The 17,198-nt window shown below is 67.3% G+C and carries 17 protein-coding genes; 5 read left to right on the forward strand and 12 right to left on the reverse strand.

Annotation, left to right across the window (positions count from 1 at the left end; genetic code table 11):
- Positions 1 to 2: 2 nt before the first annotated feature.
- The 8 genes from ACO2Q5_RS03140 to ACO2Q5_RS03175 all read right to left on the reverse strand — a co-directional run bounded on the left by ACO2Q5_RS03140 (position 3) and on the right by ACO2Q5_RS03175 (position 7,546).
- Positions 3 to 1,499: a bifunctional 3-(3-hydroxy-phenyl)propionate/3-hydroxycinnamic acid hydroxylase gene (locus ACO2Q5_RS03140; protein WP_423288135.1), complete on the reverse strand. Its 1,497-nt coding sequence runs from the start codon at positions 1,497 to 1,499 to the stop codon at positions 3 to 5.
- 2 nt (positions 1,500 to 1,501) lie between these two features.
- A complete protein-coding gene (locus tag ACO2Q5_RS03145; protein WP_423288136.1) occupies positions 1,502 to 2,482 on the reverse strand; it encodes a VOC family protein in 981 nt (326 codons plus the stop codon).
- A 104-nt stretch (positions 2,483 to 2,586) separates the two neighbouring features.
- On the reverse strand, positions 2,587 to 3,588 hold the full coding sequence (locus ACO2Q5_RS03150) for a TRAP transporter substrate-binding protein (RefSeq protein WP_423288137.1): 1,002 nt from the start codon (positions 3,586 to 3,588) through the stop codon (positions 2,587 to 2,589).
- Positions 3,589 to 3,604: 16 nt separating this feature from the next.
- Positions 3,605 to 4,912, reverse strand: coding sequence for a TRAP transporter large permease (locus ACO2Q5_RS03155; RefSeq protein WP_423288138.1), 1,308 nt, complete (start codon positions 4,910 to 4,912; stop codon positions 3,605 to 3,607).
- Positions 4,912 to 5,391: a TRAP transporter small permease gene (locus ACO2Q5_RS03160; protein ID WP_423288139.1), complete on the reverse strand. Its 480-nt coding sequence runs from the start codon at positions 5,389 to 5,391 to the stop codon at positions 4,912 to 4,914. The genes ACO2Q5_RS03155 and ACO2Q5_RS03160 overlap by 1 nt, the downstream gene beginning before the upstream one ends.
- A gap of 170 nt (positions 5,392 to 5,561) precedes the next feature.
- A complete protein-coding gene (locus ACO2Q5_RS03165) occupies positions 5,562 to 6,158 on the reverse strand; it encodes a glutathione S-transferase family protein (protein ID WP_423288140.1) in 597 nt (198 codons plus the stop codon).
- A 43-nt stretch (positions 6,159 to 6,201) separates the two neighbouring features.
- A complete protein-coding gene (locus ACO2Q5_RS03170; RefSeq protein WP_423288141.1) occupies positions 6,202 to 6,990 on the reverse strand; it encodes a DNA-binding transcriptional regulator in 789 nt (262 codons plus the stop codon).
- 19 nt (positions 6,991 to 7,009) lie between these two features.
- A complete protein-coding gene (locus ACO2Q5_RS03175; RefSeq protein ID WP_423288142.1) occupies positions 7,010 to 7,546 on the reverse strand; it encodes a carboxymuconolactone decarboxylase family protein in 537 nt (178 codons plus the stop codon).
- Between the two features lie 170 nt (positions 7,547 to 7,716).
- Between ACO2Q5_RS03175 and ACO2Q5_RS03180 the strand changes: the two genes are divergently transcribed.
- Both ACO2Q5_RS03180 and ACO2Q5_RS03185 read left to right on the forward strand, forming a co-directional pair.
- Positions 7,717 to 9,381 (forward strand): thiamine pyrophosphate-binding protein, encoded by a 1,665-nt coding sequence (locus ACO2Q5_RS03180; protein WP_423288143.1) that lies wholly within the window; start codon positions 7,717 to 7,719, stop codon positions 9,379 to 9,381.
- Between the two features lie 32 nt (positions 9,382 to 9,413).
- Positions 9,414 to 10,667, forward strand: a complete 1,254-nt coding sequence (locus ACO2Q5_RS03185) for a DNA polymerase IV (protein WP_423288144.1) — start codon at positions 9,414 to 9,416, stop codon at positions 10,665 to 10,667.
- A gap of 254 nt (positions 10,668 to 10,921) precedes the next feature.
- Here the strand turns inward: ACO2Q5_RS03185 and ACO2Q5_RS03190 are convergent, their stop codons facing one another.
- Positions 10,922 to 12,046 carry an alpha/beta hydrolase gene (locus ACO2Q5_RS03190; protein WP_423288145.1) on the reverse strand — a complete coding sequence of 375 codons (1,125 nt, stop codon included), beginning with the start codon at positions 12,044 to 12,046 and terminating at the stop codon, positions 10,922 to 10,924.
- 143 nt (positions 12,047 to 12,189) lie between these two features.
- Here ACO2Q5_RS03190 and ACO2Q5_RS03195 point away from each other — a divergent pair, with 143 nt between their 5' ends.
- Positions 12,190 to 12,951, forward strand: coding sequence for an SDR family NAD(P)-dependent oxidoreductase (locus ACO2Q5_RS03195; protein ID WP_423288146.1), 762 nt, complete (start codon positions 12,190 to 12,192; stop codon positions 12,949 to 12,951).
- 3 nt (positions 12,952 to 12,954) lie between these two features.
- Here ACO2Q5_RS03195 and hslU read toward each other — a convergent pair whose 3' ends face one another.
- Positions 12,955 to 14,253: an ATP-dependent protease ATPase subunit HslU gene (hslU, locus tag ACO2Q5_RS03200; protein ID WP_423288147.1), complete on the reverse strand. Its 1,299-nt coding sequence runs from the start codon at positions 14,251 to 14,253 to the stop codon at positions 12,955 to 12,957.
- A 153-nt stretch (positions 14,254 to 14,406) separates the two neighbouring features.
- Here hslU and ACO2Q5_RS03205 point away from each other — a divergent pair, with 153 nt between their 5' ends.
- Positions 14,407 to 14,892, forward strand: coding sequence for a pyridoxamine 5'-phosphate oxidase family protein (locus tag ACO2Q5_RS03205; protein WP_423288148.1), 486 nt, complete (start codon positions 14,407 to 14,409; stop codon positions 14,890 to 14,892).
- A 22-nt stretch (positions 14,893 to 14,914) separates the two neighbouring features.
- Here the strand turns inward: ACO2Q5_RS03205 and ACO2Q5_RS03210 are convergent, their stop codons facing one another.
- The gene (locus ACO2Q5_RS03210; RefSeq protein WP_423288149.1) at positions 14,915 to 16,000 is read right to left on the reverse strand and encodes a hypothetical protein; all 1,086 of its coding nucleotides are present in this window, start codon (positions 15,998 to 16,000) and stop codon (positions 14,915 to 14,917) included.
- Entirely contained in the window at positions 15,997 to 16,554 is a 558-nt protein-coding gene (hslV, locus tag ACO2Q5_RS03215) for an ATP-dependent protease subunit HslV (protein WP_423288150.1), read from the reverse strand. The genes ACO2Q5_RS03210 and hslV overlap by 4 nt, the downstream gene beginning before the upstream one ends.
- Before the next feature lie 133 nt (positions 16,555 to 16,687).
- Between hslV and ACO2Q5_RS03220 the strand changes: the two genes are divergently transcribed.
- Positions 16,688 to 17,173: a MarR family winged helix-turn-helix transcriptional regulator gene (locus ACO2Q5_RS03220; RefSeq protein ID WP_423288151.1), complete on the forward strand. Its 486-nt coding sequence runs from the start codon at positions 16,688 to 16,690 to the stop codon at positions 17,171 to 17,173.
- The last annotated feature ends 25 nt before the right edge of the window (positions 17,174 to 17,198 follow it).

The following is a 17,198-nucleotide window of genomic DNA, read 5'->3' on the forward strand; positions in this document are numbered from 1 at the left end:
GGTCAGGCCATCTCCGGTTCGTGCGTGTCAATCGGGGCGGGCAGGACCAGCGCCAGAAGGGCGGCCAGTTCTGCCGGGGTCTCGGCGGTGCCCAGCGTGTGCCGGTCGGGGCGCAGCACCGCCGCGCGGGTGTTCAGCCGGGCCAGATGGGCCGCGGCATCCGCGGAGGTTGCGGGCGTGACCAGCGCCAGCCCGGCGGGAAGATCGGCCCCGGCGGCCAGCGCCTCCTCGGCCACCAGAACCCAGCGGTGCCGCAAAGCCTGATCCATCAGCGCGCCATCGGCCATCCGCGGTTGCCCGAACAGGTGCCCGGCCTTGTCACCGCGGCCAAGTCCCGGGCCAAGCGGCGGGGCGATGCTTTCCATCCGCGCGCTGCCGTCCGCCGCCGGAAGGGCGGCGCGCAGGGCGGCTTCGGTCCCGGCGGTGTTGATCAGCCCGCCAAGACGCACTGCGGTCTGGATATATTCGCGGGCATTGGGCTTGCGTTCGCTCTCATAGCTGTCCAGCAGCGCCTCAGCCGCGGTGCCCTGCACCTTGCCCTGACAGACCAGCGCAAGTTTCCAGTACAGGTTGGCCGCATCGCGGATGCCCGCGCACATGCCCTGCCCCATGAAGGGCGGCGTCTGGTGGCAGGCATCGCCCGCCAGAAACAGCCGGCGCCGGCGCCAGTCCTCTGCCACAAGCGAGTGAAAGACGTAGACCGCCGTCCGTTCCAGCGTCGCCTCCTCAGGCTTCAGCCAGGGCGACAGCAGCTCCCAGACCCGTTCCGGCCGGGCGATATCGGTGGCATCCTCGCCCGGCCGGACGGTGATCTCCCACCGGCGGCGCAGCCCGGGGCCGCGGACATAGGTGGCGGGCCGCTCGGGCACGCAGTACTGGATGGAATGATCACCGAGTTCCGGCTTTTCACGGTTCAGGATCACATCGACCACCAGCCAGCGTTCGTGGAACCCGTAATCCTCCATGCCGGTGTCGATAAACCGCCGGATCAGCGACCGCGCCCCGTCACAGCCCACGACATATTGCGCGCGGACCCGTTCGACCTTGCCACGGGCCATGTCCTCATAGCGCAGGGTCACGCCTTCGGAATCCTCCTCAACGAGGAACAGGTCACAGCGGGTGCGGACCGTCACATTCGGCAGCGCCGCCATCCCGCCGCGCAAAAGACGCTCCAGATCCGGCTGATGGAAGCGGAAGTTCGACCGCCAGCCCTGCGGACCCACCTCTTGCGGGCGCGGCCAGTCCAGCAGCAGGCGCCCCGCAGCATCGACAAAGCGCATGCCGGGATGGCGGGCAGTCAGCGGCTCCATCGCGTCAGCAATGCCGATCCATTGCAGCACCCGCATCACCTCGGCATCGAAATGCACCGCGCGGGGAAGGTGGTAGGCGGCGCTTTCCCGTTCCAGCACCAGCACCCGCAGCCCGCATTGGCCCAGAAGATGGGCCAGCGTGGCGCCGGTGGGGCCATAGCCCGAAATCACCACGTCGAACGCATCCATCGTCACCGTCCTACCTTTGCAAGTTCACCGTAAAGCCATGGGCAATCCGCCACCGGCGGGGCGCGCACCCCGCGCGCCGCCGCCTCCAGCCGCATGTCGCGCAGGCGTTTGCGGCCCCCTTCCTCGGTCAGATACAGCCGCTCATGCCCCCAGAAGCTGGGGCCGTCATGGGTTTCATGCGGCTCCCACGTGGCAGGGTCGATCAGCCGCCCGCCCCAGCCGTTTTCGACGAAGAACCCGGAGGGAGAATTGGCGTAATAGCTGGTCATGTAATCGTTGGTGTGCCGCCCCAGCGTATAGGCCACGCCGTTTTCGCGTTGCTGGGCAAGGTCATAGCCCTGCCCCACATCATCAAGATTCTGGAATTCCACCATGAAATGGTGGAATCCTTCCTGCCCGGACCCCACCATGGCAAAGGAATGGTGGCGGTCGTTCAGGTGGAAGAAATACAGGCCATAAGGCTTCAGCCCGTAGTCGGTGACGTGGAAATCCAGCACATCGCGGTAAAAGGGCATCATCACCCCGATATCGCGGACATGCAGAACGGCATGCCCCATGCCCAGCGGTCCGGTGCGGAACCCGTCGATCGGGCGGCCCGGAACGAAGGGATCGGCGGCGATCATAGGCGCATGGAACAGCTCCACCCGGTTGCCCATCGGATCGCGGAACCAGATCAGATCGCCGACGAACCGGCGATCGGCCAATGAACCGCGGCCAAGATGGACCGGATAGCCCGCCGCCTCGACCCGGGCGGCGTAGTGCTGCAGGTCGTCGCGGCTTTCGACCTCGAACCCCAGAAAGGCCAGCGTCTCGCCCGGTTCGTCCGAGACCAGCAGACGCTGCACCCGGTCGTCCATCCGGAAGGCCAGCGCGCGGCCTCCGCGGTCGATCTTCTGCATGCCAAGGATCTTGCCCGCGAAATCCGACCAGTCGTCCAGCCGGTCCGACCGCACACCCAGATAACCCAGAGCGATGATGGCCATGGTCAGGTTCCTTTGGAAAATGGCGGGGGTTCAGTCTGCGCCACCCGGGGCCTGTGCCCCAGAGGCGGCGCCCTGTCCGTCCGGTTGGCGGACAGGGCGGCGGTTCAGTTGCCCAAAGCGGCGCGGGCGGTGTCGAGCGCGGCTTGTGCCGTTGCGCCATCCGGTTGCCCGGCAATCCACGCCGCCGTGGCGGGGGCCAGTGCAGTGGTCCATTCGGCAGCGGCAGCCTCGTCCAGGTCGATGAACGTCACCGACCCGCCCTCGCGGAAACCCTGTTCGATCTCGGCATCGGTCGCATCCACCACCCCGGCGATCCATTCCGCCATCACCCGGCCCGAGGCCGCCTCCAGGGCTTTACGGTCCTCGTCAGGCAAGCTGTCCCAGGTGGATTTGTTCATCAGGATCGCCATCGGCTGCGAGGTGAACCGCAGCGAGGTGACGGTGGGTGCCACCTCATCCAGACGGAAGGTCTTGTAGGCATCCATCACCCAGACCGCACCGGAGACCACGCGGCGTTCCAGATTTTCGTAGACCTGCGGCGCCGGGATCGCCACGCCCGAGGCGCCCAGCATCGCCAGGAGTTCCGATCCGAAGGGCGACGGCGTGCGCAGTTTCAGGCGCGCCAGATCGGCCGGTTTCGTCACCCCGTCGCCCGTCATCAGAAAACGGTAGCCGGGCGTTGTGAACAGGGCCAGCACCTTGTAACCGGCATATTCGGCGTCCAGCATGCCCCCTTCGGACAGGGCGTTCAGCACCGCCGTCCCCTCGGCCGAGGTCTGGACCAGCCCCGGCACCTCGACCACGCCGGACAGCGGGAACAGGCCCGGCGTGTAGGTCGGCACCACCAGCGCGATATCGGCCACGCCCGCCTTGACCAGCTCGGCCTGCGCGGGCGGCGCCCCCAGAATGGCGCCGGGATACAGCCGCAACGTGGTGCCACCGGTCAGCTTCGGGCTGACCTCGTCAATCCAGGCCTGCAGGATCTTGGCCGAGTAGAAGCCCTGCGGCGGTTCGAACGACGACACCCGAAGTTCGCGCGCCTCGGCCACGGGGGCAGCGAAGGCAAGGGCCACGGCGGCGCTGCGCAGAAGGGTCTTCAGCATCATGATATCCTCCCAGAAATCAGAAAGCGGTATGGGGAAGCCAGAGCACGATGGCCGGGAAGGCCACCAGCAGCGCCAGACGGATCAGGTCGGCGATGATGAAGGGGACGACGCCCTTCCACAGCTCCAGCATGGTGTATTCGGGATTGGTGGTCTTCAGCACGAACAGGTTCATGCCGCCCGGGGGTGTGATCAGGCCCAGTTCCACGATGACCACGGCATAGATGCCGAACCAGACCAGATCCACGCCCGCCATCTGGCAGATCGGCACGAACAAGGGGATGGTCAGCAGAAGCATGGCCAGTTCGTCCATCAGCATGCCAAGGACGAAATAGACCGCAGTCATCATCAGGATCACCAGAAACGGGCTGTCCATGATGCCGGAAAACAGGCCTGTCAGCAGGAAGGGCAGCCCGGTCAGCGCAAGGAAACCGTTGAACAGATTGGCTGCGATCAGGACCAGATACAGCGCACCGCAGGTGGTGGCGGTGTCCAGTGCGGCGGCGATGAAATCCTTCACGCTCAGCCGCCGGGACAGGATGCCATAGGCCAGCATCACCGCGGCGCCCACGGCGGCCGTCTCGTTCGCGGTGAAGATGCCGGTGTAAAGCCCGCCCATCACCAGCCCGAAGACAAAGATCGCCGGGGACATGTCCAGAATGGCGGCGCGCTTTTCGGCCCCGTTCGCCTTGTCGCGGCTGATGCCGGAAAAGCCGGACTTGCCAAAGACCAGCGGCAGCCAGACGGCAAGGCCGTAAAGCACGATGGCCAGCACGACCGGCCCCGCCGTGGCCAGCATCAGCTGGCGGATCGACTGCTCGGCCAGAAAGGCATAGATCACAAGGATGGTGGAGGGCGGGATCAGAATGCCCAGCGTGCCGCCTGCCGCCACGGTCCCCGCGGCCACCTTGCGGGGATAACCCGCCCGCTCCATCTCGGGCAAAGCGATACGGCCCATGGTGGCGGTGGTCGCTAGCGACGATCCCGCGATCATCCCGAAGCCCGCGCTGGCACCGATGGTGGCCAGTGCCAGCCCGCCGCGCCGGTGCCCGATCAGCACCGTCATCGACCGGAAAAGGCGCGTCGAAAGCCCGGTCTGAACCGCAAGGTTCCCCATCAGCACGAACAGCGGCAGCATGGTCAGGGTATAATTGGTGACCGACTCCCAGACCGAGGTGGCGCTCATCGCCACCATGGCTTCGGGGCCAAGGATGAAAAGGACGCCAAGGATGCCCACCAGCCCCATGGCCACGCCGACCGGCACTTCCAGAAGGATCAGCACCAGCGTTGCGGCAAAGCCCAGACCGCCCAGCAGAAGACCCTCCATCAGCTTTCCCTCCCGCTGAACTGGCGCCAGAGGCCGACGATTGCGCCCAGCAGCGCCAGAACCAGCGTTCCGGTGACGATCCAAAGCAGGGCGACCATCGGCAGGCCCAGATCCCGCGTCGTCTCGGGTGATTCGATCTTGCCCAGCGTGTTGGCCAACAGGATCCAGACCATCAGCCCGGCGAACAGGACAGAGGCCACGGCCCCCAGCATCCCGAGCGGGCGCAGAAATCGGTCCGGGTTCACTTCGGACAGCAGGCGCGCGCAGACATGGCTGCGCCGCTCATAGCAGACCGGCATAGACAACAGCGCGCCGAAACCGATCAGGAACGAGGTCACCTCTATCGCGGCGGGCACATTGGCACCGAACAGGCCGCGCGCCGCGACATCCGCCACCGTCACCCCTGCCCCGGCCAGAAAGCACGAGGCGGCAGCCCCCAGAAGCAGCGACTGAAGCCGCGGCAGAATGCGGGCGGCCATCAACCGTGCCCCCCGGTCCTGCGGCGGCGCGCGCGCAGGTCAAAATGCTGTGCCGCTGATGCGCGCATGGCTTCCCCCGGTAAATTCCAACTCCCGGGCAAAGCTTTAGGAAGGCCGGCAGGCCGCGGCCAGACGGGCGACGAATCTGTCCGCGTGACGGACAGTTCTGGTCAGGCCAGCGCGCGCGCCACCGCGGGCAAAGCGGCCATCCGCTGATGGAATTCCGCCAGATTGGCGGGCAGCGTCACACCCATCCGGTCTTTCCAGTTCAGCAGGTAGAACACGGCCGCATCGGCAAGCCCCGGCCGGTCGAAGAACCAGTCGCGTCCGTCCAGCCGGGCCGAAAGAGCCTCCAGCCCCTCGGCCACCACGGCAAGACCGTGGGCGCGGACTTCCTTCTGGGCGGCCGGATCCGCGGCGAATTTCTCGGGCCGCATGGCCAGCGTGGCGCCGCGCATATGCACGGTCGAGACGACATATTCCACAATCTCCAGCGCGCGATATTCATCATCGCCACCGGGCAGCAGCCCCGCCTCGGGGAAAGTGCGGACGATCCACAGCGCGATCACCGGAAATTCTGTCAGCAGCGTGCCATCCGGCCGCAACAGCGCAGGCACCTTGCCCTTGGGGTTCAGCGCCAGATACTCCGGCGCCCGATGCGCACCCTGCGCGATGGAGACGGTGACCGTCTCGAACGGCACCTCTGCCAGTTCCAGCAGGATACGGATCCCGAGCGAGCAAGAGCCGGGGGAATGGAAGAGTTTCATCGTCTTCTCCGGATGGGGGGCGCCGCAGCACCGCATCAGAACATCATGCCTCCAGCGCGGCCGCAATCCGGTTGGCAAGCTCGGCCAGAGGTTCGGCAGCCGTCTCGACGGCCTTGGCGGTTTTCAGGGCCGTGCGGATCCAGATAAGGGATACGCAGCCCAGCACAGCCCCGCCCGCCCGCACCGGCACCGCAAGCGAGGCGGTCTGGGCCCGGAATTCCCCGGCATCGCGCAGGGCATAGCCGCGGGCGCGGGTCTCGGCCATCATGCGGTCCAGCCAGCTGCCCTCCAGAAAGAACATGTCGGCAGGATCACCCAGACGGCGCAGATGATCCACGATCAGCGCGCGTTCGGCCTCGGGGCAGAAGGCCAGATACGCCCGCCCCGCAGAGGTGCGCAGCACCGGAAGCCGGTAGCCGATCATCGCCCGGTCGATGGACAGCGGCGACCGGCCATGGGTGGTTTCCTGAATGACCATGGCGGCATTGTCATAGACCGTCAGGTCCAGCGGCCAGACCAGCCGCGCGGCATATTCCGCCAGAAGCGGCGCGGCCACCCGGCACAATTCGCTGTCCATGGCGGTGCCTTCGCCCAAGGATGCCGCCAGCCGCGTCACCCGGGCCAGATTGGAACTGGCGGAAAAGGCGACATAGCCCGCCTCCTCCAGCGTCTGCAGCAGGCGATAGACGGTGGGCCGCGGGATGTTCAACGCACGGGCAATCTCTCCGGGCCGGGCGGCGCCCAGGGCGTTGACATGGCGCAGGATCTCCAGCCCGCGCAGAAGCGCGCGCACGCCGTCCGATCCCTGCCCGCCTTCGCCCGTCTTTGCCATGCCGCGCCCTCCCCGGCGGTCAGCCGATGGGATTGGCCGCCAGTTCCGCGGCCACATCGGCATCAAGGGGGGCACCGAAGCTGTTCAGCAGGAACCCCAGAAGGCTGTAATGCGCCACCGTGGCCATCAGGTCCAGCATCCCCCGCACACCCGTCAGCGCGGCCAGCGCCTGCTGCGTGGCCGGGTCCAGTCCGCGGCGGTCGAAGAGCTGATCCACCGCGATGCACAGGATGCGGTCATCCTCTGCCATCGCCTCCACCGGACCCCGAAGCGAGAGAATCCGGGCATCGGTCAGCCCCACCTTGCGCCCGCGGCTGACATGATGGGCCCATTCGTAATCGGACCCCAGCCGATGCCCGCAGCGCAGGATCACCACCTCGCTGTGCTGCGGGGTCAGCGCCGTCTCCACCACCACATGCGCCCGGAACCCTGCCCAGCCCCGCAGCAGCGCCGGGTGATGCGCCATCAGCCCGTAGACATTCAGCCGTCCGGCAAAGCCTTGCCGCAGATCCGCCAGATCTTCGGGCCAACCCTCGGGCGGAATCGGGTCCAGCATGGTTTTCTCCTGTCGCGCTGTCCCGCACCCTTGCACGTCTGCCGGGCCGGGCGAAGGCCGCAGTGACCGGGGTGTCCGCTTGCCGGACAGCCTGCGGGCAGATCCCCCTTCACCCCGCCTGCCGTTGGCGATAGCCATGGGAGAACGGCGTCCGGAGAGGGAGCAGGCAGATGCGGCATGGCGGACAGATTCTGGTCGATCACCTGAAGGCCTATGGGGTCACGCGCGTCTTCTCGGTTCCCGGGGAAAGCTTTCTGGCCGCGCTGGACGGGCTTTATGCCTCCGGCATTGAAAACGTGGTCTGCCGCCACGAAGGCGGCGCCGCGATGATGGCCGAAGCGGCGGGCAAGCTGACCGGGCAGCCCGGCATCTGCTTTGTCACCCGCGGGCCGGGGGCCACCAATGCCTCGGCCGGGGTGCATGTGGCACGGCAGGATTCGACGCCGATGATCCTCTTCGTCGGACAGATCGACCGCAGCCACCGCGACCGCGAGGCGTTTCAGGAGGTGGACTACCGCGCGATGTTCGGCCCGCTGGCGAAATGGGCGGCGGAGGTCGACGACATCGCCCGCCTGCCGGAATACATCAGCCGCGCCTTCCACATCGCCACCTCGGGCCGCCCCGGCCCGGTGGTGCTGGCCCTGCCCGAGGATATGCTGTCCTCCCGCGCCGATGTGGCGGACCTGCCGCCGCCCGCCCCGGTGCCGCCCGCCGTCTCGGCTGCGCAGGTGCAGGCGGTGACCGATATGCTGGCCACCGCCGAACGCCCGCTTCTGGTGGTGGGTGGCAGTCTTTGGTCGGCCGAAGCGGCTGCCGATCTGCAACGCTTCGCCGAAAGCTGGGGCCTGCCGGTCGCGGTGTCCTTCCGGCGGCAGGGGCATTTCGACAACCGTCACCCGGCCTATGCCGGCGATCTTGGCGTCGGCATGAACCCCGCACTGGGCCGGCGGTTGCAGGACTGTGACCTGCTCATCGCGCTTGGCTGCCGCATCTCGGACAGCATGACCCGCAGCTATGAGCTGATGACGCCCGCCGCCCCCGGTCGCCGGATCATCCACATCCACCCCGACGCGGATGAGCTGGGCCGCGTCTGGCGTCCCGATCTGGGGATCGCCGTCCCCGCGGCCCAGATGGCCGCCGCGCTGGCCGCCGCCCCGTCCGCGGACACCAAGGCGCGCTGGCAAGCATGGACCGCCGCCGCCCGTGCCGAATATGAGGCGTGGCAGACCCCCCGTCCCACCCCCGGCGCGGTGCAGATGGAACAGGTGATCCGCTGGCTGTCCGAGAACCTGCCCGAAGATGCCGTGCTGACCAACGGCGCCGGGAATTACGCGGCCTTCCTGCACCGCTATTTCCGCTTCAAGGGCTGGGCCACGCAGGCGGCGCCCACCTCGGGCAGCATGGGCTACGGCTTTCCCGCCGCCGTCTCGGCCTCGCTTCTGTCGCCGGGCCGGGTGGTGGTCTGCCTTGCGGGGGACGGCTGTTTCCAGATGACGCTGAACGAGATGTCCACCGCCGTGCAGCATGGCGCCACGCCCATCGTGGTGGTGGCGAACAACGGCCATTACGGCACCATCCGCATGCATCAGGAACGGCATTATCCCGGCCGCACCTCCGGCACGATCCTGGCGAACCCGGATTTCGCCGCGCTGGCCCGCGCCTATGGCGGCCATGGCGAGACGGTGACCGAAACGGCCGGTTTCGCCGAGGCTTTCGCCCGGGCCCGGGCCTCCGGTCTGCCCGCCGTCATCGAACTGCGGCTGGACCCCGAAGCGCTGACCGCCTCCGCCACGTTGAGCGAGATCCGCGCCGCCGCCGAGGCCGCAGCCCGCTAGGCACCCGCGCGGCGCAGGCGTATGATGGCCCCATGCCCAGCCTCTGCCGCGATTGCCTGACCCGTTTCGACACCGGCACCCGCTGCCCGGGCTGCCGGTCGCCGCGTGTGGTGGCACATGCCGAGCTGAACAGCCTGTCCATCGCGCATATGGATTGCGATGCCTTCTATGCCAGCGTGGAAAAGCGCGACAATCCGGCGCTGCGGGACCAGCCGCTGATCGTGGGCGGCGGGCAGCGGGGCGTGGTCTCGACCTGCTGCTATCTGGCGCGGATCAAGGGCGTGCGCTCGGCCATGCCGATGTTTCAGGCGCTGAAACTCTGCCCCGAGGCGGTGGTGGTGAAGCCGCGGATGCAGGTCTATGTCGAGGTCAGCCGCCAGATCCGCGCGCTGATGGAGGGGCTGACCCCCGCCATCGAGCCCCTGTCGCTGGATGAGGCGTTTCTGGACCTGTCCGGCACCGAACGCCTGCATGGCGCGCCGCCCGCCGTCCTGCTGGCGCAGCTGACGAAGCGGATGGAGGAGGAGATCGGCGTCACCGGCTCCATCGGGCTCAGCCACAACAAGTTTCTCGCCAAGATCGCCTCGGATCTCGACAAGCCGCGGGGGTTTTCGGTGATCGGCCGTGCCGAGACCGAGGCTTTTCTGATGCCCCGCCCGGTGCGGATCATCTGGGGCGTGGGCACCGCGATGCAATCGGCGCTGGAAGGTGCAGGCATCCGCACCATCGCCGACCTGCGCCGCTGGGAAAAGCCCGACCTGACCGCCCGCTTCGGCCAGATGGGGGAACGGTTGTGGCATCTGGCGCGGGGCGAAGACCGGCGTCGCGTGAGCAGGGATGCCGCGCTGAAGTCGATCTCGAAAGAGACGACGTTCTTTGAGGACACCTCCGACCCCGACCTGCTGGACGGCCATCTGTGGCGGCTGTCGGAGCAGGTGGCGGATCGCGCGAAGGCCAAGGCTCTGGCCGGGCGCACCGTCACGCTGAAGCTGAAACGCGGCGATTTCCGGCTGATCACCCGGCGCCACGCGCTGGACGATCCCACCCAGCTGGCCGACCGCATCTATCGCGCGGCCCGGGCGATGCTGGATCAGGCCGGAACGCAGGGACCGTTCCGACTGATCGGTGTCGGCATCTCGGACCTTGCGCCCGAGGCGGAGGCCGACCGCGGCGGCGACCTGCTGGACCCGCAGGCCGGGCGCCGCGCCGCCGCCGAACGGGCGACGGATGCGATCCGCGAAAAGTTCGGCAAGGATGCCATCATCAAGGGCCGCGCCTTGCGCTGACCGGCGAAAGGGGGCGCTGCCCCCTCGGCGCAAAGCGCCTCACCCCCGGGATATTTTAACCAGTATGAAAGACGAATCGCAGAGCCTTCCTGCACGGTACAGGCGGGGACGCCGATGACCGTCCAGTGTGAAAGGCCCTCCGCTTCCCCCGGGTGGCGCGCGACGCCCGGCCCGAAGCGGAGGGTCAGCTTTTCATACTGGTCCAAATATCCCCGCCGGAGGCGCCTCCAGCCGCCGCAGGCGCGGCGGGAGGATCAGTTCCCGGTGGCAACCGCCTCGACCGGGGCGAGGACGATCGCCGTGGCGTTGCGTACCGTCAGCACAACCCCGGGCAAAAGCCCCACACGGGCGGCAGCCTCGGCCCGGAAGGCCGCGTCGATATTGGAAATACCGCCCAAAAGCTGGATCAGCGCGGGCGACGTGCCCAGATTGAAATGCCCCGACCCCTGAGAATAGGCGGCGGTGTCCAGATAGGTGACCTCCAGATCCGCCAGCGGGGTCAGATCCTTCAGATTGCCCAGCCGGTCGGGCTGGCCCGACAGTTTGGAGGACAGGTTCAGCACGGTGTCCTTGGTATTGCCGAAAATCAGGAAAGGCTGCGGCAGCTTGCCCATGGCCCGCGCCTGCGACCGGAACAGGTCCACGTCAAGATCGGGCGAGATCAGGATGACACCGCCCAGACGGTCGATCACCCGGCGATCCCCCCGGATCGACGCCTGCCGCAACGTCTCCATCGTCAGGGCGCCGCCCATGGAATGGGCCACGATGAAGATGCGGGTCGCACCTGCGGCCGCCACTTCGGACAGCAGCTGTTCCAGCCCGTCACGGCCGAACAGGGCGGAATCGCGGTCATAGACATAGGCCAGCGCCGAGCCGCGCGAGGGCCAGGCGTAATGCACCGCAACGCCCGGCACCTTCAGGTCGTGGTGCATCTGGGCCACGCGATAGACGCTTTCGGCCATGGTGTTGTTGAAGCCATGGACATAGACGACCACCTCGCGCTGACCACGCCGGGTCATCGCGGCGCGCAGGTCGCTGCGGAAGGCGGCGGCATTGGCATATTCCTGATCCGCAAGCGTCAGAAAGTCCTTTGACGGATCGGCCCGCTTCGCGTTGCGCGGCCAGGTCACCTCGCCCAGTTTGCGATCCTGAGGCACCAGAATGTCATAGCGCAGGAAGCTGGCCATATCCGAGCGGCCATAGCCGAAGGCCCCGGCATCCTCTTTGCGCGAGGTTCCGACGAAGATCTGTTCCGGCACCCCGGTCTCCACGGCGCGGGCGGCCACGTCGGGGGCCAGGTCAGCGACATTGACAAAGCTGCCGCGCGGCGCGCAGGCGGCAAGGGACAGCACCAGAAGAATCTTGACCAGCCACTTCATGCCTCCTGCATTGCCGGGCTTCGGTCCCGGGTCAAGCCCGGGCTGCGCGGCGGCGATCACGCGGCTGAAACATCCCCGCGGCAAAACAGGTGACCTTTGCCCAGAGGCGGGCTAAACCCGGACGGAAAATACAGGATCATATGATGAACACCCCCTCTTCCGGGCCGCTTTCCGGCCAGACCGCGCTTGTCACCGGCGGGGCCCGCGGGCTGGGTCTGGCCTGTGTCAGGGCGCTGAGCGCGCTTGGCGTCCAGGTGACCTTTACCGTGCGGACACCGGAAAGCCGGGACAAGGCGCTGACCGATCTGGCGGACACCGGCGCCCGGGCCGTGGTCTGCGACATCACCGACCGGCCGGGGCTGGCAGAGGTCCTGTCGGCGGGCTTTGACATCCTTGTAAACAATGCCGCAGTCGTCACGCCCATCGGCCGGATCACCGATCTGTCGACCGAGGATTTTGCCGCCAGCCTTGATACCAATGTCACCGCACAATTCGACGCCATCCGGCTGGCGCTGCCCGCCATGCTGGCGCGGGGACGGGGCAGCATTGTCAACATCTCCTCGGGCGCGGCGCATCGCCCGCAAGAGGGCTGGGCCGCCTATTGCGCGGGGAAGGCCGCGCTGGCGATGCTGACGAAATCGGTGCACCATGAATATGGCGCGCAGGGCATCCGCGTTTTCGGTCTGGCACCCGGAACCATCGACACCGGAATGCAGGGGCAGATCCGGGCTTCGGGGATCAATCCGGTGTCGCAGATGCCGCGGTCGGCGCTGGCCCCCGCGGAACAGCCCGCGCAGATGGTGGCCTGGCTGTGCACGGCTGCGGCCGATGGGCTGATCGGGCAGGAGCTGGATGTGCGCACCCCCGCCCTGAGGGAAGCGGCGGGGCTGCCGCCGCTGACCTGAGCGTCAGAGCACGTAGCGCGAAATATCGGCAGAGCGGGCCAGCTGACCCACGTTCCGTTCGACGAATTCCGCATCCACCACCACCGCCATGCCCGATTGGTCGGGCGCGGTGAAGGACAGATCCTCGAACACCCGCTCGATCACGGTGTAAAGCCGCCGGGCGCCGATGTTTTCGACACTGCGGTTCACCTCGGCGGCGATGCGGGCAATGGCGGCAATCCCGTCTTCGGTGAAGGTCACCGCCACCTCTTCGGTGGCCATCAGCCCGGCATATTGCCGGGTCAGGGCATTGTCGGTCTCGGTCAGGATGCGGACGAAGTCATCCTCGGTCAGCGCACCCAGTTCCACCCGGATCGGCAAGCGGCCCTGCAACTCGGGCAGCAGATCCGACGGCTTGGCCACATGGAACGCGCCCGAGGCGATGAAGAGGATATGGTCGGTCTTCACCGGGCCGTATTTGGTGGAAACCGTCGTCCCCTCGATCAGCGGCAGAAGGTCACGCTGCACGCCTTCGCGGCTGACATCGGCACCGCGGGCATCGGCGCGGGCGCAGATCTTGTCGATCTCGTCCAGAAAGACGATGCCGTTTTCCTGCACGGCCGTCAGCGCCGCGAGCTTCACCGCCTCATCCTCCAGAAGCTTGTCCGCCTCCTGCCCCATCAAAAGCTCATAGCTGTCGGCCACGGTCACCTTCTTGCGGCTCGTGCGCTGGAATGCCTTGCCGAACAGGTCCTGCAGGCCCTGCATCTGGCTTTCCATGCCGGGCATGCCGCCCATCATCGGCAATGCGGGGCCGGGTTCGCTGACCTCGATCTCGATCATGGTCTGGTCCAGCTCGCCCGAGCGGAGCTTCTTGCGGAACATCTCGCGCGTCTGGTCGCGGCTGTCCTTGCCGGCGATGGCGTCGATCACCCGTTCCTCGGCGGCGCGGCGGGCCTTTTCGCGGACCTCCTCGCGCATATGGGCGCGGGTGTCGACGATGGCGGCATCCACCAGATCGCGGATGATGCTGTCCACATCGCGGCCGACATAGCCCACTTCAGTGAATTTCGTCGCCTCGACCTTCAGGAAGGGCGCGCGGGCCAGCTTGGCCAGACGGCGGCTGATCTCGGTCTTGCCCACGCCGGTGGGGCCGATCATCAGGATGTTCTTCGGGTAAACCTCATCGCGCAGATCATCCGCCAGACGCTTGCGCCGCCAGCGGTTGCGCAGGGCCACGGCGACGGCGCGCTTGGCATCACGCTGGCCGATGATGAAACGGTCCAGTTCCGAGACAATCTCGCGGGGGGTCAGGTCGGTCATGCGGGGCCCTTCGGTTGGCCGTTGCGGCAGCCCCATACCTATTGCGCGGACCGGCGGGTTTCAACCGATGCGGCCCGCGGGCGCCGCGGCGCGGGGAACTTCTGCCGCGACAGGCCGTTGATCCGGCAGTTTCACCCCAAAGGAGCCGCCGCCATGCCGACGCCCGAAGACCTGACCCGTGAACTCTGGAAAGCCGTAAAGTCCGACCGCACCACGATGCTGGGTCTGGCCGGTGTCGATGAGGCGCATACCCGCCCGATGACCGCCCTGACCGAAGGGGACCATGGGCCGATCTGGTTCTTCAGCTCGACCCAAACCGAACTGGTGCAGCAGGTCCGGCAGGACAGCCGCGCCGTGGCGACCTTCGCGGACAAGGGACACAAGCTGTTTGCCTGCATCCACGGCCGTCTGGTGCTGGACAACGACCGCGCCGTGATCGAGCGGCTGTGGAACCCCTTCATCGCCGCATGGTATGAAGGCGGCAAGGAAGATCCGACGCTGGCCCTGCTGCGGTTCGACCCGGAAGAGGCACAGATTTGGCGCGACGGGTCCAGCCTGATGGCGGGAATCAAGGCCATCCTTGGGGTCGACCCGAAGCAAAGCTACCGTGACAACGTGGCAGAGGTCCGCCTGTCGTAACCGCGCGCCCGGCGGTCGCCGCTCAGGCGGCCGCCCAGGGCGGCAGGCGCCGCTTGCCGGGGAAGTCGGGTAGCGCCCGCAGCAGCGCCGCCCGCAACTGCACCCACCATGTGCCGATGGCCGTGATGAAGGCGCCCAGCAGGATCAGGATAGCCACCCAGGTGTCCAGATCCTCTCCCCCCAGCAGCCATGTGATCACGATGGCGATATAGCCGATGGCCGCGGTCAGGAACGACCGGCGGTCGATGATCAGCGCCAGAAGCGTGATCGCCACCAGCGCCCCGGCCAGCAGCGCGATCCCCAGACCGCCGCCCGTGTTATAGAGCGTGAGCGCAATAGTGTTCACCAGCGCGGGCGCGGCCAGCATATGCAGCCAGAAGCCGGTGGCCGCATGACGGCCCAGCCGGTGCGGGTCCTTCAGGTCGAACCACATGCCCGCGACAAAGGCAGCCAGGCCAAAGCCCAGCGTTGCCAACGCGAAGGCCGGGCTTTCGCGCAGGTCGAAGAACCCGCCAAACCCGGTGCGGCTGCCTTCGATGAACCCGCCCAAGGCATCGACCGAGGCCGTGGCCGTATAGACCGCCGCAAGCGCGAACAGCCCCAGAATGAAGGCACTGAACGGCAGGCGGAAGACGCGATACCAGACCGCCATCGCCAGCACCGCAACGACCGAGGGCACCAGAACAACCGCGCGGGATTGCAGATCCATCGACAGGAGGATCGCGAAGATCCCCAGCCAGACACCGCTGCCATAGGCGATGGCCAGCACCATGGACGGCAGGTTCATCCGCCGTTTGCGCGTGAAATAGAAGGCCCACCAGAAGGCGATGGCCGCCACGATCAGCGGCAGGGCGATCAGGACCACCGCCCCGCCGGCAAGCACCAGAATGCCCACGATCCCCGCCATCAGCAGGATCAGCCCCAGCGAGATGAAGATTTCCGAGAAGCCACGGAAGAATTCGAACGGCTCATCCTCGGCGGGCATCTGGGCGCGGCGCCCGGCGCGGCCGTCGATCAGTGCCTTCAGGCTGGCGGCCTGCGCCTCGGTCACGATGCCGGCCTGAACGGCGGCGCGCAGGTCTTCGGGCATCAGCTCGGGCGCAGTCATTTCGGAATGCTCTCCACCGTCAGATTGCCGTTGGTATAGACGCAGATATCCGCCGCGATGGCCATGGCCTTGCGGGCCACCGCCTCGGCGGGCAGGTCCGTCTCCATCAGCCCGCGCGCGGCGGCCAGCGCGTAATTCCCGCCCGAGCCGATGGCCGCCACGTCATGCTCCGGCTCCAGCACGTCGCCCGCGCCGGTGATGACGAAGAGATCGGTCCCGTCGGTGACGATCAGCATGGCCTCAAGATTGCGCAGGTATTTGTCCATGCGCCAGTCCTTGGCCAGATCGACACAGGCCCGCGCCAATTGCCCGGGCGCGGATTCCAGCTTCTTCTCCAGCCGCTCCAGCAGGGTGAAGGCATCGGCGGTGGACCCGGCAAAGCCGCAGACGACATCGCGCCCGCCCGGCGACAGGCGCCGCACCTTGCGCGCGGTGCCCTTGATGACGGTCTGGCCCAGGCTGACCTGACCGTCCCCTGCCACCACCACGCGGCCGCCCTTGCGCACGGCCAGAATGGTCGTGCCGTGCCAGCCCGGGAATTTGTCTTCGGCCATGGATCGCCCCCTGGATTCCGTTCCGCCCTATATGGCGCCCGGGCCGCAGCGGCACAAGGCGGGCAAAGCCACCCCTCCCCCCCGGCGCCGTGATCGCCTATCAAGGCCGGGCCAGAGCCGCCGCAGGATCTTTATGCCCGCCAGCCCCTTTCCGGACCCGCCACCCGGCCCGCCGCAATTCGGCGATGACGATGCACGGACGGCCTACAACCGGGTGTTCTTTGCGCTGTTGCGCATCCAGCGCACCACCTTGCCCGAAATCGAGAAAGAGCTTCGCGCGCTCGGGCTGGCCGATCCGGTCTGGTATGAAATCCTGCTTGCCGCGGAAGAGGCGGGCGAGGCGGGTATCCAGATGCTGGTGTTGCAGAAACGGCTGTTCCTGCCGCAATACACGCTGTCGCGCCATATTGCCCGGATGGAGAAGGCCGGGCTGATCCGCCGCGAAGCACAGGCCGGGGCGGGGCGGGCGCAAAGGGTGTTCCTGACCCCGGCCGCGCAGGGCCTGCATGCCAAGGTCTGGAAGGTTTATAACGACCGCATCCAGCATGCCTTTGGTCCGCGGCTGTCCACGGACGAGGCCTATGGCCTGTTGCGGGTGCTGAACCGGCTTTACGGATGAACGCAAAGGACGGGCCGGGTTGCCC

The sequence above is a fragment of the Neotabrizicola sp. VNH66 genome, from assembly GCF_049445895.1.
Classification (GTDB): Bacteria; Pseudomonadota; Alphaproteobacteria; order Rhodobacterales; family Rhodobacteraceae; genus Pseudogemmobacter.

What these genes read in the sequence shown, in the direction of transcription:
- ACO2Q5_RS03175 (WP_423288142.1), bottom strand. Translation starts at nt 7,546, where the DNA reads ATGCTGGACCCGATTCCGCCCGAGGGTTGGCCCGAAGATCTGGCGGAT.
- ACO2Q5_RS03140 (WP_423288135.1), bottom strand. Translation starts at nt 1,499, where the DNA reads ATGGATGCGTTCGACGTGGTGATTTCGGGCTATGGCCCCACCGGCGCC.
- hslV (WP_423288150.1), bottom strand. Translation starts at nt 16,554, where the DNA reads ATGGCCGAAGACAAATTCCCGGGCTGGCACGGCACGACCATTCTGGCC.
- ACO2Q5_RS03210 (WP_423288149.1), bottom strand. Translation starts at nt 16,000, where the DNA reads ATGACTGCGCCCGAGCTGATGCCCGAAGACCTGCGCGCCGCCGTTCAG.
- ACO2Q5_RS03145 (WP_423288136.1), bottom strand. Translation starts at nt 2,482, where the DNA reads ATGGCCATCATCGCTCTGGGTTATCTGGGTGTGCGGTCGGACCGGCTG.
- ACO2Q5_RS03165 (WP_423288140.1), bottom strand. Translation starts at nt 6,158, where the DNA reads ATGAAACTCTTCCATTCCCCCGGCTCTTGCTCGCTCGGGATCCGTATC.
- ACO2Q5_RS03205 (WP_423288148.1), top strand. Translation starts at nt 14,407, where the DNA reads ATGCCGACGCCCGAAGACCTGACCCGTGAACTCTGGAAAGCCGTAAAG.
- ACO2Q5_RS03195 (WP_423288146.1), top strand. Translation starts at nt 12,190, where the DNA reads ATGAACACCCCCTCTTCCGGGCCGCTTTCCGGCCAGACCGCGCTTGTC.
- ACO2Q5_RS03150 (WP_423288137.1), bottom strand. Translation starts at nt 3,588, where the DNA reads ATGATGCTGAAGACCCTTCTGCGCAGCGCCGCCGTGGCCCTTGCCTTC.
- ACO2Q5_RS03185 (WP_423288144.1), top strand. Translation starts at nt 9,414, where the DNA reads ATGCCCAGCCTCTGCCGCGATTGCCTGACCCGTTTCGACACCGGCACC.
- ACO2Q5_RS03170 (WP_423288141.1), bottom strand. Translation starts at nt 6,990, where the DNA reads ATGGCAAAGACGGGCGAAGGCGGGCAGGGATCGGACGGCGTGCGCGCG.
- ACO2Q5_RS03220 (WP_423288151.1), top strand. Translation starts at nt 16,688, where the DNA reads ATGCCCGCCAGCCCCTTTCCGGACCCGCCACCCGGCCCGCCGCAATTC.
- hslU (WP_423288147.1), bottom strand. Translation starts at nt 14,253, where the DNA reads ATGACCGACCTGACCCCCCGCGAGATTGTCTCGGAACTGGACCGTTTC.
- ACO2Q5_RS03160 (WP_423288139.1), bottom strand. Translation starts at nt 5,391, where the DNA reads ATGGCCGCCCGCATTCTGCCGCGGCTTCAGTCGCTGCTTCTGGGGGCT.
- ACO2Q5_RS03190 (WP_423288145.1), bottom strand. Translation starts at nt 12,046, where the DNA reads ATGAAGTGGCTGGTCAAGATTCTTCTGGTGCTGTCCCTTGCCGCCTGC.
- ACO2Q5_RS03155 (WP_423288138.1), bottom strand. Translation starts at nt 4,912, where the DNA reads ATGGAGGGTCTTCTGCTGGGCGGTCTGGGCTTTGCCGCAACGCTGGTG.
- ACO2Q5_RS03180 (WP_423288143.1), top strand. Translation starts at nt 7,717, where the DNA reads ATGCGGCATGGCGGACAGATTCTGGTCGATCACCTGAAGGCCTATGGG.